14 protein-coding genes are annotated in these 15,615 nt (G+C 71.0%); 6 read left to right on the top strand and 8 right to left on the bottom strand.

Annotation, left to right across the window (positions count from 1 at the left end):
• Nucleotides 1-14: 14 nt before the first annotated feature.
• The 4 genes from CUC05_RS02700 to CUC05_RS02685 form a co-directional block, all read right to left on the bottom strand.
• Nucleotides 15-923, bottom strand: coding sequence for a hypothetical protein (locus tag CUC05_RS02700; RefSeq protein ID WP_108664538.1), 909 nt, complete (start codon nt 921-923; stop codon nt 15-17).
• Nucleotides 924-1,077: 154 nt separating this feature from the next.
• Nucleotides 1,078-2,400: a bifunctional folylpolyglutamate synthase/dihydrofolate synthase gene (locus CUC05_RS02695; protein ID WP_108664537.1), complete on the bottom strand. Its 1,323-nt coding sequence runs from the start codon at nt 2,398-2,400 to the stop codon at nt 1,078-1,080.
• Between the two features lie 2 nt (nt 2,401-2,402).
• Entirely contained in the window at nt 2,403-3,407 is a 1,005-nt protein-coding gene (locus CUC05_RS02690; RefSeq protein WP_108664536.1) for a hypothetical protein, read from the bottom strand.
• Nucleotides 3,400-6,024 carry a valine--tRNA ligase gene (locus CUC05_RS02685; protein ID WP_108664535.1) on the bottom strand — a complete coding sequence of 875 codons (2,625 nt, stop codon included), beginning with the start codon at nt 6,022-6,024 and terminating at the stop codon, nt 3,400-3,402. Before CUC05_RS02685 ends, CUC05_RS02690 begins: the two co-directional genes overlap by 8 nt.
• A gap of 95 nt (nt 6,025-6,119) precedes the next feature.
• Here CUC05_RS02685 and CUC05_RS02680 point away from each other — a divergent pair, with 95 nt between their 5' ends.
• The 5 genes from CUC05_RS02680 (at nt 6,120) to CUC05_RS02660 (ending at nt 10,152) form a co-directional block, all read left to right on the top strand.
• Nucleotides 6,120-7,388 carry a site-2 protease family protein gene (locus CUC05_RS02680; RefSeq protein ID WP_157965138.1) on the top strand — a complete coding sequence of 423 codons (1,269 nt, stop codon included), beginning with the start codon at nt 6,120-6,122 and terminating at the stop codon, nt 7,386-7,388.
• 27 nt (nt 7,389-7,415) lie between these two features.
• On the top strand, nt 7,416-8,312 hold the full coding sequence (locus CUC05_RS02675; RefSeq protein WP_205712098.1) for a GNAT family N-acetyltransferase: 897 nt from the start codon (nt 7,416-7,418) through the stop codon (nt 8,310-8,312).
• Nucleotides 8,313-8,498: 186 nt separating this feature from the next.
• Nucleotides 8,499-8,732, top strand: a complete 234-nt coding sequence (locus CUC05_RS02670) for a hypothetical protein (RefSeq protein ID WP_108664533.1) — start codon at nt 8,499-8,501, stop codon at nt 8,730-8,732.
• A 120-nt stretch (nt 8,733-8,852) separates the two neighbouring features.
• Nucleotides 8,853-9,680 (top strand): alpha/beta fold hydrolase, encoded by an 828-nt coding sequence (locus CUC05_RS02665; RefSeq protein WP_108664532.1) that lies wholly within the window; start codon nt 8,853-8,855, stop codon nt 9,678-9,680.
• Nucleotides 9,681-9,711: 31 nt separating this feature from the next.
• Nucleotides 9,712-10,152 carry a hypothetical protein gene (locus tag CUC05_RS02660; protein ID WP_157965137.1) on the top strand — a complete coding sequence of 147 codons (441 nt, stop codon included), beginning with the start codon at nt 9,712-9,714 and terminating at the stop codon, nt 10,150-10,152.
• Between the two features lie 122 nt (nt 10,153-10,274).
• Here CUC05_RS02660 and clpX read toward each other — a convergent pair whose 3' ends face one another.
• Complete coding sequence (gene clpX, locus CUC05_RS02655; RefSeq protein WP_108664530.1) at nt 10,275-11,537, bottom strand: ATP-dependent Clp protease ATP-binding subunit ClpX; 1,263 nt, start codon at nt 11,535-11,537, stop codon at nt 10,275-10,277.
• Between the two features lie 162 nt (nt 11,538-11,699).
• Nucleotides 11,700-12,365: an ATP-dependent Clp endopeptidase proteolytic subunit ClpP gene (clpP, locus tag CUC05_RS02650; RefSeq protein WP_108664612.1), complete on the bottom strand. Its 666-nt coding sequence runs from the start codon at nt 12,363-12,365 to the stop codon at nt 11,700-11,702.
• Nucleotides 12,366-12,473: 108 nt separating this feature from the next.
• Between clpP and CUC05_RS02645 the strand changes: the two genes are divergently transcribed.
• Entirely contained in the window at nt 12,474-13,775 is a 1,302-nt protein-coding gene (locus tag CUC05_RS02645) for a hypothetical protein (protein ID WP_108664529.1), read from the top strand.
• 80 nt (nt 13,776-13,855) lie between these two features.
• Here the strand turns inward: CUC05_RS02645 and tig are convergent, their stop codons facing one another.
• Nucleotides 13,856-15,295, bottom strand: coding sequence for a trigger factor (tig, locus tag CUC05_RS02640; protein ID WP_108664528.1), 1,440 nt, complete (start codon nt 15,293-15,295; stop codon nt 13,856-13,858).
• A 111-nt stretch (nt 15,296-15,406) separates the two neighbouring features.
• On the bottom strand, nt 15,407-15,610 hold the full coding sequence (locus CUC05_RS02635; RefSeq protein ID WP_108664527.1) for a hypothetical protein: 204 nt from the start codon (nt 15,608-15,610) through the stop codon (nt 15,407-15,409).
• Nucleotides 15,611-15,615: the final 5 nt, after the last annotated feature.

The following is a 15,615-nucleotide window of genomic DNA, read 5'->3' as shown; positions in this document are numbered from 1 at the left end:
CGGCCGTGTCGCCCTCAGGTGTTGTGGTTGACCCAGCTGACGCACTGGCCCTGGTTGCGGAAGGTCGGGTTGTTGAACCCGGCCCAGCCGCCCTTCTTGCAGTCGTCCTTGCTGGTCGGTGGCGCGGTGTCGGGGATGCCGTCGCCGTCGTCGTCACGGACCAGCTCGAAGTCGTAGGTCGTGGCGGTCCCCTCGACGCTGACCGTCAGCATGTCCACGCTGCTGATGATGCCTGGGTTGAACGACCCCTGGTTGATCCCGAGGGACCCGGGGCAGGGCGACGTCACGCCGCCGGGGCCACACGTCGCGGCTTCGCGGATGGTGGCGTCGGGGAACAGGGTCAGGATGGTGTCCCACGTGCAGGGCGTGGCCTGACCACAGCCACCTGCGTTGGTGTTGATCCACCACTCCGCGGCCCCGCCACGGAAGGCGTTCCACGTCTGCCACACCCCGGTCTGGACGGCCGCGTTGCCCTGATCCTGATAGGGCTCGAAGACCATGTACACGTCGCTGGTTCCACCGCCGTCGAGGTCCACGCGCAGGTTGAGCGCCGCGACCCCCGCCACGAACCCGGTGGAGGACGCGTCCCGGTAGGTGGCGTAGCCGATGCCGTCGATGTCGGCCAGCGCCACGCCGTCGTAGGTGGCGGTCAGCAGCTGCACCTTGTCGGGGTCGACCGTGGTCGACAGCTCGACGCTGCCGGTGCCCCCCGGCGGTGTCGCCGGACCGTTGCGGAACGTCGCCGTCCCACCCGGCCGGGTGTCGGCCGCGAACCACGTGTCCCCGACGTCGTCGGCGGTGACGACCACCGTCGTGTCGGCGCCGGCCGGCACGACCAGCACCACCGTCCACACCAGGACCATCGCCCACAGCATCGCCAGCCCTCGCAGGGACACCCCGGGCAGGGTCGAACGCTCCGTCATCGCTGACTCCCCTCATCCGATGTCGGGCCCCGCCCGTCACGGCGCCCCTCGTCGACATCGGTCAGATCGGCCATTCCACGGCCGATCACGGAAACCTAGTCCTCCGGTCTCCGACCATGCAAGGAAACTTCCCGGCGGGCCGAACCCGACAGGATCAGGCGGGGTCCAGGCCGAGCGCCTCGCGGGCCTCGCCGACCAGGTACAGGGACCCGGTCACGACGATCCCGTCGGCGGGGCGGGTGACGCCGGAGGCCAGGTCGATGGCCTCCTCGACGTCGGCGGCCACCTCGACCGACAACGCATGGGTTGCGCAGGCCCGGGCGATGCGCTCGGGATCGGCGGCCCGGGGGTTGTCCGGCGGCACGGCGACGACGTGGTCGGCCACACCCACGAGGGCGGCGACCATCGCCTCGACGTCCTTGTCGTCGAGCACGCCGAGCACGACGACGCGGCGCTCGAAGGCGAACTCGGTGGTCAGGGCCTCGGCCAGGCTGGCGATTCCCGCCGGGTTGTGCGCCCCGTCGAGGACGATCAACGCCTGCTCGGCCCGCGGGACCGGCTCCAGCCGACCCGGCGAACGGACGGCCGCGAAGGCCTCGCGGACCAGCTCGTCCTCGACCTCGACCTCGAAGCGGTGGAACGCCTCGAACGCGGCCAGGGCCAGGGCGGCGTTGCGCCCCTGGTGCCGGCCGAACAACGGCAGCAGCACCTCGTTGTAGGTCCCGTTGACCCCCTGGAGGTCGACCTGCTGGCCACCGACCGCAGGGGTGCGTCCCAGCAGCTCGAAGTCGGTCCCCGCCACCTTCATCGTGGCCTCGACCTCCTCGGCGCGGCGGGTGATGACGTCCAGCACCTCGGTGTCCTGCTCGGCCACGACGACGAAGGCACCGGGCTTGATGATCCCGGCCTTCTCCACCGCGATCGCCGCCGGGGTGTCGCCGAGCTCGCGATGGTCCACGGCCACACGGGTCAGGACCGCCACGGCGGCGTTGACGACGTTGGTGGCGTCCCACGTCCCGCCCATGCCGACCTCGAGCACGCCGACGTTGGCGGGCACGTCGGCGAAGTGCAGCAGCGCCAGCGCCGTCAGCGCCTCGAAGAAGGTGACGGTGTCGGGGTGCCGCTCGTCGACGGCTGCGAGGAACGGCTGGAGGTAGCTGACGTGGCGGGCGAGGTCGTCCCGCCCGATCGGCTCCCCGGCGATGCGGATCCGCTCGCGCAGGTCCTGCAGGTGCGGGCTGGAGTACGACCCGGTGATCAGCCCGGCGGTCGTCAGCAGCGAGGTGATCATCGCCGCGGTCGACGTCTTGCCGTTGGTCCCGGTCACGTGCACGGTGTCGAAGGTGTCCTGCGGATCACCCAGCAGCGCCATCAGGTCGGTGATGCGGTCGAGGTCGGGCACCATCCGCCCGGGTCCTCGCGCCTGCAGGACCCTGAGGGCCTCGTCGTAGCCGAGGAGCCCGTCGTCGGATGTCATGGTCAGCCGCCCAGCGGGTTGGTCGGGTCGTTGATGATGGAGTACAGGACGAACAGCGCGACGCCGCTGACGATCAGCAGGAACACGATCGGCAGGAACGGGTGGTTGCGGACCGGCTTGGTCGACAGGACCTCCACGGGGGCACGTTCGGCCTCCAGCTCCTCCTCGATGGCGATCGGCTGCTTGCGGGCGAACGCCTCGGCCTGCTCGTCGGTCAGCGACAGCGGTCCGGTCGGCGACATGCCGGGACGGGTCTGCACCGAGTCGACGACCTGCGGGGTCGCCTGTGCGGCCAGCGCGGCCTCCCGGGCGGCGGCCTGTGCAGCGGCCTGCAGCGCCACCTGCTCCTCCGCGGTGGGCGAGGGTTCCTCGACCCGGTCGGCGGTCCGGACCGGCGCCTCGGCCTTCTCGCCCGCGGCGACGACCTCCCGTGCGAGCCCGGCGATGCGGTCCACGGTCGGACGAAGCTGCTCGCCACCGGTGCGCAGGACCTCCACGGCCCCGTCGTGGTCGCCGGCCACGATGCTGGTGCGCGCTTGGGTGTAGACACCGGCGATCGCACGCCAGTACGCCTTGACGGCGTCGACGAGGGCCTGCTGGCGGCGGATGGCGTCCCGCCGATCCCCGTCGGCATGGTCCAGCGGCGCGGCCCGGAAGGCGTCCTTGCCGGCGGACGCAAGGTCACCGGCGGCGCGCAGGCCGACGGTGCCGTCCCGCTCCATGCCGGTCAGGACCTGGTCGCACAGGGCCGCGGCGGGGCTGGAGGGCCGGCCGATGTGCAGCGGCGCGAGCGCTTCCCACAACGGGTCGGTCAGCCGCGGCAGGCTGGGCTTGCCGCTGCGCGCCCACATCGTGAACTGTCCAGACACGGGCGCCGGGTCCTTGCCGAGCAGCCGCTTGGCGGCGAACGCCAGGCCGGCCATGTCGAGCGCCTCGACATGGGCAGCGACCGCCCGGGGCTGGGGAACCGTGCCCGGGTCGGCCTCGCGGACCGGACCGTCAGCCACCGGCGTGCTGGTCCAGCTCGGCGATCTGCGCGCGCAGCTTCTCGATCGCGTCGGCCCAGTGGGCCACCTTCTCGCGTTCGGCGGCCACGACGTGGTCGGGGGCCTTGGAGACGAAGGACTCGTTGCCGAGCTTGCCCTCGGCCCGACGCTTCTCGTTCTCGGCGTCGGCCAGCTCGCGCTTCAGGCGGTCGAGCTCCTCGCCGGCGTCGACGATGCCCTCCAGCGGCACGTACAGCTCGGCGCCGGCGGCCAGCACCTTGCCGACCAAGCCGGTGGGGGCGGTGTCGACGAAGGTCCAGTCGTCCACCCCGGCCAGCCGGCAGATGCCGTCCTGTCCGGCGGCGAGGACCTGCTGGACGTCGCCGCCGCACACGGCCGACACGGTGATGTGGGTCTTCGGCGGCAGGCCGTACTCGGCGCGGACCTGCCGGAGGGCGGTGACGACCTCCTGGACCGCACCGAAGCTGGTCTCGGCCGCTTCGTCGCGCGGGGTCAGCTGCGCGGGCCAGGACGACCGCATCAACGAGGTCTCGTCGTCGGCGCCGGTCAGCGCACGCCAGATCGCCTCGGTGACGAAGGGCATGACCGGGTGCAGCATCCTGAGCACCCCGTCGAGCACGGTGACGAGCACGACCTTGCTGGCCTCGTCGTCACGCAGCTTGGCGAGCTCGAGGTACCAGTCGGCGAACTCGTCCCAGATGAAGTGGTACAGGCCGCGGGCGGCCGGGGAGACGTCGTAGGCGTCGTACGCGGCGTCGACCTCCAGACGGGTGGCCTCCAGCCGAGACAGGATCCACTGGTCCTCCAGCGGCAGCTCGGCGACCGGGGGCAGGGGTGTGCCGACGGTGGTGTCCCCTGCGCGGTCCATGACCAGGCGGGCGACGTTCCACAGCTTGTTGGCGAACCGCTTGCCGCCCTCGACCCAGTCCTCGGCCAGCGGCACGTCCTGCCCCGGAGGGGCCTGCCGCAGCAGGGCGAAGCGCAGCGCGTCGGCCCCGTAGCTCTCGATGAGGTCCAGCGGATCGATGACGTTGCCGAAGGACTTCGACATCTTCTTGCCGTGCTCGTCACGGACCAGGCCGTGGTTGAGGACGGTGTGGAAAGGCGCCTCGTCCAGCAGGTGCATGGCGATCATCAGCATCCGGCTGACCCAGAAGGTGTTGATGTCGTAGCCCGTGACCAGGACCGAGGTCGGGAACCACTTCTCGTACTCGGGGGTCGCCTCGGGCCAGCCCAGGGTGGTCATCGGCCACAGCTGGGAGGAGAACCACGTGTCGAGCACGTCCTCGTCCTGGTGGGTCAGCCCCAGCTCGGCGATCTGGCTGTCGGTGGGGTCCTCACGCAGGACGTGGATGCCACCCTCGGCGTCGTACCAGGCGGGGATGCGGTGGCCCCACCACAGCTGCCGGGAGATGCACCAGTCGTGGAGGTTCTCGAGCCACGCGATGAACTGCTTGGACATGCGCTCGGGCACGAACGTGGTCCGGCCGTCGTTGACGGCGGCGATGGCCTTCTCCGCGAGCGGGCCGACGTCGACGAACCACTGGTCGGACAGCCGCGGTTCGATCGGCACCTTGGTGCGCGAGGAGTGGCCGACGGAGTGGGTGTGCGGCTCGACCTTGACCAGCAGGCCGAGCGCGTCGAGGTCGGCCTGGATCCGCGTGCGCGCTTCGAAGCGGTCGAGCCCCTCGTACGGGCCGCCGTTGGCGTTGATGGCCGCGTCGTCGGTCATGACGTCGATCATCTCCAGGCCGTGACGCAGGCCGATCTCGTAGTCGTTGGGGTCGTGGGCGGGGGTGACCTTGACCGCCCCGGTCCCGAACTCGGGGTCGACGTGGTCGTCGGCGATCACGGGGATCTCGCGGTCCACGAACGGCACCACGACGGTTCGACCGATGAGGTCGGTGTAGCGCTCGTCGTCGGGGTGGACCGCCACGGCGGTGTCGCCCAGCATCGTCTCGGGCCGGGTCGTGGCCACGACGACCCCCTCGCCCCCGTCGGCCGCCGGGTAGCGGAAGTGGGTCATCGACCCCTGGATCTCGACGTGGTCGACCTCGATGTCCGACAGCGCCGTGTTGGCCTTGGGGTCCCAGTTGATCAGCCGGTTGCCCCGGTAGATCAGCCCCTGCTCGTACAGGTCGCAGAAGACCTTGCGCACCGCTTCGGAGCGGGGTTCGTCGAACGTGAACGCCTCGCGCTCCCAGTCGCACGAGCAGCCCAGGCGGCGCAGCTGCTTGAGGATCGTGCCGCCGGACTCCTCCTTCCACTTCCAGACCCGGTCGAGGAACGCCTCGCGGCCAAGGTCGTGGCGGGTCTGGCCCTGCTCGGCGAGCTGCCGCTCGACCACCGTCTGGGTGGCGATGCCGGCGTGGTCGGTGCCGGGCAGCCACACGGCGTTCCTGCCCTGCATGCGGGCCCGGCGGACCAGGACGTCCTGGAGGGTGTTGTCCAGGGCGTGCCCGATGTGCAGCGACCCGGTGACGTTCGGCGGCGGGATGACGATGGAGAACGGCTCACCGTCGTCGTCGGCCTCGGCGTGGAAGAAGCCGGAGCGCTCCCACCACTGGTAGAGGTCGGCCTCCAGCGCCGTCGGGTCATAGCTCTTCGGAAGGTTCATGGGAGCAGCAGTGTAGGCCCGAGCCACCACCTCGCCGGCCCGCCCGATCGACCGGCTTCCCGCAGCCACCGGCATCCACGGGCAGGATGGCCCCCATGCGCGGACTCACCTTCCGGATCGGATCCATCCCCGTCAGGGTCGACGCGTCCTTCTGGATCATCATGGGACTCTTCGGCCTGCAACGGGCGGCCTACAGCGGCGGCCTGGACATCGTGCTGGCGCTGGAGTGGGTCGCGATGGTGTTCGCCGGCATCCTCTGGCACGAGCTCGGCCATGCCGTGGCCTTCCGGTCCTTCGGCCGCGAACCACAGGTCACCCTGTACGCGATGGGCGGGCTGACCTCGGCGGAGGGACGGCTCACGCCGGGTCGACGGCTGATCTCCACGCTCGCCGGACCGGGTGTCGGCCTGGCCCTCGGGGGGATCGCCTACGTGGCGATGCAGGCCGGCCTGCTGGGACTGGACCGGCTGGAGGGACGGTCCTTCGGCCAGATCATGCGGCTGTCGTTCGGCGCCTCGCTGGCCACCGACCAGCTGCCCGAGCTGCTGTTCCTCGACCTGCTGTTCATCAACATCGGCTGGGGCATCCTCAACCTGGTCCCGCTGTACCCGCTGGACGGCGGCCAGTCCCTGGAGGCCCTGCTGGACCTGGTGAAGGTGAAGGCGGCGGCCCGTATCACCTCGATCGTCTCCATCCTGATCGCGGCCGTCGGCGGCTACTGGGCAGCCACGAACGGTCAGTTCTTCCTGCTGCTCATCGCCTTCTTCCTCGGCCTGCAGAACGTCCGTCGGCTCGGCGCCCTCCGCGATCCCGCACCGGTCGACCACACCGCCCCCTCCCCCGACCGTGCCGGCACCACCATCGGCCCCCAGCTGCAGCGCACGCTCGCGATGGCCGAGCAGGCGCTCGGCCAGGGCCGCCCGGACGAGGCCGTGGAGATGGTGTCCCAGGAGTACCAGCTGCGTCCCGGGCGGCCCGCCGCGCAGGCCCTCGCGGCGGTCCTCGCCCGCACCCGTCGCTTCGACGACCTCGAACGGCTGGCCGAGCAGGACCACGAGCGGCTGGGTCCGGCAGCGCTGTCGACCATCGCGGCGGCGCTGGTTGCCGGTGGCCGGTACGCGCCCGCGCTCACCGCGGCCGAGGGCGGCTGGAACACCGATCCCGAGGGCCACTGGCAGCACGCGGTCACGGCCGCGGCGGCCCGGGCCGGCCTGCGCGACGTCGACGGCGCCGTCCGCTGGCTGTACATGGCGACCGACCGTGGGTGGACCGACCAGCGTCGCCTCGAGGCCGACCCGGTGTTCGCGGAGGTGCGTTCCGATCCCCGTCTCGCCGACATCATCGCCCGGATGGGTGTTCAATGAGCCGACGGATGCCGACAGGATGACGTGATGAGCGAACACAGGCCGACCATCGTCAACGACCCCGACCAGGACGGGGAGGCGCTCGACGCCGACCTCCTGCCCGAGGAGTTCCCCGACGACCGGCCGCTCGCCTCCCGGGCCTTCGGAACCACCGAGGCCGAGCAGGCCCGGGGCGAGTCGCTCAGCCACAAGCTGCGCCGTGAGGAGCCCGAGGTCTCCGCCGACGGGCAAGGCAGCGACAAGGACGACGACAGCGACGACTCCCCCGACATCCTCTCCGGCGACGACGAGGACGCCGATCCGACCAACTCGATGACGTCGATCCGGGGGCGGTCGGACCGCCACGACGACGACTCCGGGCAGCCGCGGGGGTTCCGCAGCGCCGAGGAGGACGCCATCCACCTCGTCGACCGGGACCCGGACCTCGACGTCGTCACGATCGGCCCGCTGGCCACCAGCGACGCCGAGGAGTTCCTCGACGCGGTCGCCGCCAGCACCCGGCTGCACAGCCCGTGGGTCTCGCCGCCGACGGACCTGGACGGCTTCAAGGCGTTGCTGGACCGGCCCGAGGACCGGTTCCGCAGCTACACCATCCGCTGTGACGAGGGCCTGGTCGGCTTGGTCAACGCCAGCGAGATCGTGATGGGCGTGTTCCGCAGCGCCTACCTGGGGTACTACGCCTTCGAGGCCTGCGCTGGCCGGGGCCTGATGCAGGCCGGCATGCGCCTGGTGCTGGCCGAGCTCTTCGACACGGTGGGCCTGCACCGCGTCGAGGCCAACATCCGGCCGGAGAACACCCGGTCCATCCGCCTGGCCGAGCGGCTGGGGTTCCGCCGCGAGGGCTACTCGCGGGACTACCTGTACCTCGACGGCGCCTGGCGCGACCACGAACGCTGGGCCCTGCTGTCCAGCGACCCGAGATAGGCGACACCGGCACGCAGGCGACTGTCTCGTACAGATCTGAACGATTCGACGGCAGGAACGCGACGACCGACGGCGAACCAAGCTCGGTCCAGCTGGACGTGTGGGACCTCCGTCGTGCCCTGCAGGAGGGCGCGGTCCTGCCCGCCTCCTCCGGCGTCCGGCTTCGGGACCGTCCCGACCCTGCCCGTGGCCCCCTACACCGTCGTCGGGTGGGGTGCGATCACCCCGGACCCCGAGCTGGACGTCATCGGCCGCTCGGTCGCGTGGCTGATGGGCGACGCGGATGCCCCCGACGCCAAGGGTGGCGACACCTGCGCGTTCATGAACGCCCACTTCGACGCCCGGCTGTACGCCTGGAACGCCAACCCCGCCAGCGACAGCTTCGGCGACAGCGACGGGGCGGGCTACATCCGCTGCTGACCCGGTGACCCGGGGGCCCACGTCCCCACCTCGCTCGAACCGGCCCGGACGCGCCCGCGTCCGGGCCGTTCTGCGTACGATGCCGACACGAGCCGAGGACACGTGAACAGGGGAGACACCATGAGCTGGATGGTCGACAGCGGCGAGGCACAGCTGGCGGTCAGCCGCTGGGGGGACGTCGGGGCACCGGGTGTCATGGCCCTGCACCCGGGCGTCGGGGACCGGCGGATCTGGGAGGCGTGCGCGCCGGTCTGGGCGGACCGTGCGGGGGTGCAGGTCATCACCTACGACCGGCGTGGCTTCGGGGACACGACCTACCGTGCGGAGCCCCACGACGACATCGACGACCTGCTGACCGTCATGGACGACGCAGGACTGTCCTCGGCGATCCTGGTCGGCAACAGCATGGGCGGTGGGTTGGCCCTGGACTGTGCGATCGCCCATCCGCACCGCGTCGGGGCGCTGGTGCTGATCGGGGCGCTGCCCTCCGGCGCCCCGGAGGACCGCTGGGTGACCGACCCGGCCGAAGCGGCGCTGGAGGCCGTCTACGGCGAGGCGAACGAGTCGGGCGACCTCGTGACCCTCAACCGCATCGAGGCGCGGTACTGGCTGGACGGCGCTCGACAGCCGGAGGGCCGGGTCACCGGTGCGGCACGCGAGCTGTTCCTCGACATGAACGGGCGTGCGCTGGCCGCCGATCCGGTCGGCGATGCCGCCGAGCGGCCGCCGGCATGGCCGCACCTCGGTGAGGTCGATGCACCCACGCTGCTGGTGCTCGGCGAACACGACGAGGTCGGCATGGCCGCCATCGCCCCGCTGGTGGTCGAGGCGATGCCGGACGCCGAGCTGCACACCGTCGCCGGGGCGGCGCACTGTCCCCAGCTCGACGCGCCGGATGCCCTCAACGACGTCGTCGTCGCCTTCCTGCAGAGGGTCCTGCGCGTGTGAGGCGGCCCCGGTCGTGGGTAGAGACATGCCCATGACCGACCACGACTCCCCCGCCATCGACCAGACCGCCCGGGACCACGACGACCAGCCCGGCGAGCGCCTCGACGCCGACAAGGTGCCGGCCGAGATGCCGCAGAGGCCCATCGCGGCCTTCGCGCACGGCACGACCGAGGCCGAACAGCGCGAGGGCGAGTCCCTGGAGGGCAAGCTCGCACGCGAACGGCCCGACGAACCGGTCGAGCGTGGCCCCATCGAGGCCACGACGTCCACCCCGCTGGCCGATGACGCCGACACCCCGACGGGGATCGACAACGAGAAGGACCTCGTCGCCGAACGTCCGCTTGCCGAACCCCACACCGACGACAGCGGCCACCCCGACCCCGGTGTGCCCGCCGAGGAGCAGGCGGTCCGCGTCGAGGACGCCGACGACGTGCCCGGCGCGGTCGACCACCGGGCCGTCCGCGAGGCGTAGGACGGTTCCTGCGGCGGACACAGGCCACCGAACACGCACAACGCACGAGGCGCCGGCAGATGCCGGCGCCTCGTCGTGTGTCCTGTGTGGGTCCCCTGGAGGGGTTCGGGCCGACCGGGAGGTCAGGCCGAGCGGCGACGCTCCTCGGGTTCGGAGGACCGGGGCACCAGCGTCGGGTTGGCCTTCTCGCGGACGACCTCGCCGGTGATGACCACCTTGGAGACGTCGTCCATCGACGGCACCTCGTACATGGTGTTCAGCAGGACCTCCTCGAGGATGGCCCGCAGACCGCGCGCACCGGTGTCGCGGAGGATCGCCAGGTCGGCGATCTCCTCGAGGGCGTCGTCGGTGAACTCCAGCTCGACGCCGTCGAACTCGAACTGCTTGCGGTACTGCTTGACCAGCGCGTTCTTGGGCTGGGTGAGGATCTCGATGAGCGCCTCGCGGTCCAGCTTGTCCACGGTGGTGACGACGGGGAGGCGACCGACGAACTCGGGGATGAGGCCGAACTTCAGCAGGTCCTCGGGGAGGACCTCCTTGTGCAGCGCCGTCGGGTCGTTGGTCTCGGCGGCACCGATCTCGGCACCGAAGCCGACGACGGTCTTGCCGAGTCGCCGTTCGATCAGCGCCTCGAGGCCGGCGAAGGCCCCACCGCAGATGAACAGCACGTTGGTGGTGTCGATCTGGATGAACTCCTGGTGGGGGTGCTTGCGACCACCCTGCGGCGGCACGCTGGCCACCGTTCCCTCCAGGATCTTCAGCAACGCCTGCTGGACGCCCTCGCCGGACACGTCCCGGGTGATCGACGGGTTCTCGGACTTGCGGGCGATCTTGTCGACCTCGTCGACGTAGATGATCCCCGTCTCGGCCTTCTTGACGTCGAAGTCGGCGGCCTGGATGAGCTTGAGGAGGATGTTCTCGACGTCCTCACCGACGTAGCCGGCCTCGGTCAGGGCCGTGGCGTCGGCGATCGCGAACGGCACGTCCAGCAGGCGGGCCAGCGTCTGGGCCAGCAACGTCTTGCCGGAGCCGGTCGGACCGAGCAGCAGGATGTTGGACTTGGAGATCTCGACGTCGCCGGCCTTGGCGCCGGCGCGGATCCGCTTGTAGTGGTTGTAGACCGCGACCGCGAGCGTGCGCTTGGCGTCGTCCTGCCCGACCACGTAGCCGTTGAGGAAGTCGAAGATCTCCCGCGGCTTGGGAAGGTCACCGCTGGACACCTCGGGGGTGTCGGCGAACTCCTCCTCGATGATCTCGTTGCACAGGTCGATGCACTCGTCGCAGATGTACACGCCCGGACCCGCGATCAGCTTCTTGACCTGCTTCTGGGTGTGGCCGCAGAAGGAGCACTTCAGCAGGTCCCCTCCTTCACCGAACTTGGCCATCGTCGCCCTTCCCAGTCGCGTTGCGGTCTTCGCCCTCGGCCCGCCCGTGCAGGCCGATCGCCATCGTAACCCCGGGGGGTGACATCGGCGGGGGCAGTCGATCCATTCTCACTCATCGACCTGCCCCGCCGCGGTCTTAGCCGGTGGGGTTCGTTGCCCGGCCTAGGACACCATCGGGGACTCGCCCTGCGCGGCGCGAGCCTGGATCACCTGGTCGACGATGCCGTACTCGACGGCCTCCTCGGCGTTCATGATGAAGTCACGGTCGGTGTCGGCGTTGATCTTCTCCACCGGCTGGCCGGTCTTGGCGGCCAGGATCGCGTCCAGCTGGTCCCGGATGCGCTGGACCTCCTTGGCGGCGATCTCGATGTCGGTGGACTGGCCCTCGGCGCCACCGTGCGGCTGGTGGATCAGGACACGGGCGTGCGGGAGGATGAAGCGCTTGCCCTTCTCCCCCGCGGCCAGCAGGATCGCGGCGGCCGACGCAGCCTGCCCCATGCAGATCGTGGAGACCTTCGGCTTGATGAAGGTCATCGTGTCGTAGATGCCCAGGGCGCTGGTCACCGAGCCACCCGGGGAGTTGATGTAGAGGTTGATGTCCTTCTCGGGGTCCTCGCCCTCCAGGTGGAGCAGCTGGGCCATGATCAGGTTGGCGATCTCGTCGTTGATCGGCGTCCCGAGGAAGATGATCCGGTCCTTGAGCAGCCGCGAGTAGATGTCGAACGCGCGCTCGCCGCGGTTGGTCGTCTCGATCACGGTGGGGACGAGGTAGTTGAGGACCTCGTACCGCGAGACCTCGCCGTTGCTGGCGACGGGGGTGGTGGAGATGTCCAAGAGTTGCTCCTGCGTCGGGCATGTGGGGCGAGTGCGGCTGCGCCGGACGGACCGGGACGCCGACACCGGCGCGCTGGGTTCGCCACGATACCGTCCTCGCTCGTGACCGACACGACACCCCCCGCCGGGGCCACCGACCGGCCCGGCACGCGCCGCCCCGGCCGACGCCCGACGCGCCCCCGCACCGGCCCACCCGCCGGCCCGGCCGAGCCCGCCGGCCGGCGCTGGCCGGTCCTGCTGGCCGTGGTGGTCGGGGTCGGCCTGCTCGGACGGCTGCTGTTCGCCGTGGACGCCCCCACCGACGTGCTCCTGCTGCCCGAGGCCGGCACCGTCCGCGCGGCGCAGCTCGACGACGGCACGCCGGTCTTCGCCAGCCACCTCGCCGACGACACCGTGCACGTCGTCGAGGCGTTCGGCACCGTCGACGGCCCCATCGGCAGCATCGTCGGCTGGTGCCCGTCGGCACGCCAGTTCGTCGACCCCCACCTGGGCGCGCTGTACGACCCGGCTGGCCTGCGCTACCCCGGCGCCATCGACGGCCGCGCCCCCGCCGACCTGGTCGCCCTCGAGGACCCGACCGCCGACGACGACCTGACCCGGCGCGAGTTCGACCGGATCGAGGGCCGGGGGGACGCCGAGGACCCCATCCGCATCGGCGAGCCGGTGGCGGTCGAGGCCGAACGGGGCACGCCGTCCTCACCGCTCGCCGGGGGCCGACCGCTCGGGACCCCGTCGTCGTGTCGGGTCGAGCCCGAGCCGCTCGTCCCCCCGGTCGACACGCCTCCTCCGGCGTCCAACCGGATGCTGGACCACAGCTTCCAGGCGGTCCTGCTGCGCCTGCCGCGCGACGGGTGGCACATCACCGACGGCTGGCTGGTCGTGGACCGCGACGGCTCGACGACCTGGTGTCGGCAGGACCCCGGCACGATCCCGCCGGTCTGCCCCGACGTCGCCCCCGTCCCCATCGACGTGGCCATCTCGCCGGCCGACACCGGCGGCGCGTGGGCGGTGATCGGAGGGCCGCTGGCCGCACGGGTCAGCGAACGACGCGTGGTCGAGCTGGCCGTCCTGCCGCGGTCGACGTGGCGTGGCTCGTCGCTGCGAGGTGCGACCACCCACGAGGTCGTGCTGCGACACGTGTGGGATCGCCGCGGCGAGCTGGAGGTGGCGCTGCCCGAGGACGTCGAGTCGCTGCCGGCCTGCATGGATCCCCGCATCAATGCCGACGACGGGCCGCTGGTGGGGCGGGTCGACATCGCCGCCGACACCCAGTTCGAGGTGGACGGCGAGACCGACCCGCTCGCGCTGGCCACCTCACCCGCTGACGACCCGATGGACGTGCCCGTGGAGCTGCTGCTGGACGACGTGACCTGCCGGGCCCTGCTGGTGCGGTCGGTCCAGTAGGAGGGCCGACACACGACGACGGCGACACCCGATGGGTGCCGCCGTCGTGGCAGTTCTCGTCCGCTGGACGAGGTGGAGGCTCACTCCTCCTCGTCGGCCTCGACCTCGGAGTCCTCGACCTCGGTGTCCTCGACCTCGGTGGCCTCGACCTCGGTGGCCTCGGTGTCGGTGACCTCGCCGTCCTCGAGCTCGGTGTCTTCCGGCTCGGGCTCGGGCGGCGGGGCGTCGGTGATCTCGACGTGCTCGAGCACGTGGTCGATGGTCTTGCGACGGTAGGCGTCGGCGTACAGCGCCCCGATGCGGTCGGGGTGCAGCATCATCTCGGCGATCTCGTTCGGGTCGCGGCCCATGCGCATCGCCTGCCGGGCAACTTCCTGGCCCAGGTCCTCGCGCTCGACGGTGATGCCGACCTTCTGGCCGATCTCGTCGACGACGAGCTGCGCCTTGACGGTGTTCTCGGACTCCTCACGGATCTGGTCCATGAGGGCCTGGGGGTCGTCGCCGCCGGCGATGGACAGGAACTGGTCCATCGACAGGCCGGCGTGCTGGGCCTGGTGGGCGAGGCGGTTCAGGCGGAAGCGCTGCTCCTCCTCCACGAGGCTCTCGGGCAGCGGGATGTCGACCAGCTCGGCGATGGCCTCGATGACGGCACCACGCAGGTTGGCGACGGCCATCTGGCGCTTCTCGGCACCGGCCTGGGTGCGCAGGTCGTCCTTCAGCTCCTCGATGGTGTCGAACTCGCTGGCGGTGAGGGCGAACTCGTCGTCGAGCTCGGGCAGCGTCTTGACCTTCACCTCCTTGACGATGGCGGTGAAGCTGATCTCCTGCCCGGCCAGCCCGTCGGGGTAGTCGGGGCCCAGGACGTCGGTGAACTCCAGGACGTCACCGGCGGACGCGCCGACCAGCTGGGTGTCCAGCTCGCTGTCGGTGTCCTCCTCGGGGACCTGGTAGAGCATGTCCTCGGCGGAGGCTTCCTCGACCTCGGTCCCGTCGGCCTTCTTGCCGCTGATGGTGACGGTGACGAAGTCGCCCTTCTGGGCCGGACGGTCGACGGTCTCGACCTCGGCGAAGCGCTCGCGGACCTGGTCGAGGTTGGCGTGCAGCTCCTCCTCGGTCAGCTCCCACTCGGGGTGCGGGATCGTCATGCCCTCGAACTCGGGCACCTCGAACTCGGGGCGCACGTCGACGGTGGCGGTGAAGGCACCCTCGGCACCCGGCTCGAAGGCATCCACGTCGAACTCCGGCGGACCGACCGGGGAGATCTCGTGCTCGGCGAGGGCCTGGGAATAGAAGCCCGGGAAGGCCTCACGGATGGCCTCCTCGCGGACGGCACCCTTGCCGAGGCGTCCTTCGAGGACCTTCAGGGGGATCTTCTTGCCGGGACGGAACCCGGGCACCTTGACCGACTGGGACAGGCGCGTGACCGCCTGGTCCAGCGCCGACGACACCTCGTCGGGGTCGATGGTGATGGAGAGCTTGACCTTGGTGTCGTCGATCTTCTCGACCGCGCTGGTGACCACTGTTGTGCCTCGAACTGGGGGTTGGCGGTGTGGGGACTGAACGCCGGATCGTACGCGCCGTCAGGCGGCCCGGCACTCGCCCATCGGTCGGCGTCCGCGCGCACCCGCCGGTCAGCGACCGTACGGGCCGGTCGCGTGGTGGACGTCGTCGTCCTCGTCGGTGTCGTCGACCAGCTGCAGGTCGAAGCGATCCATGCAGTCGCCGCAGCGGTAGGCGACCCAGTCACCCGGTTCCCATCCCTCCGGCGGGACGTGACCCAGCCGATGGCAGGTTCCGCGGCACTCCACACACACGATCTGGTCGGGGACGTTCATGGGAT

The organism is Euzebya rosea (assembly GCF_003073135.1).
GTDB classification, from domain to species: Bacteria; Actinomycetota; Nitriliruptoria; order Euzebyales; family Euzebyaceae; genus Euzebya; species Euzebya rosea.
The sequence above is the reverse complement of the archived record's forward strand: the minus strand, read 5'-3'. Positions and strand labels throughout refer to the sequence as shown.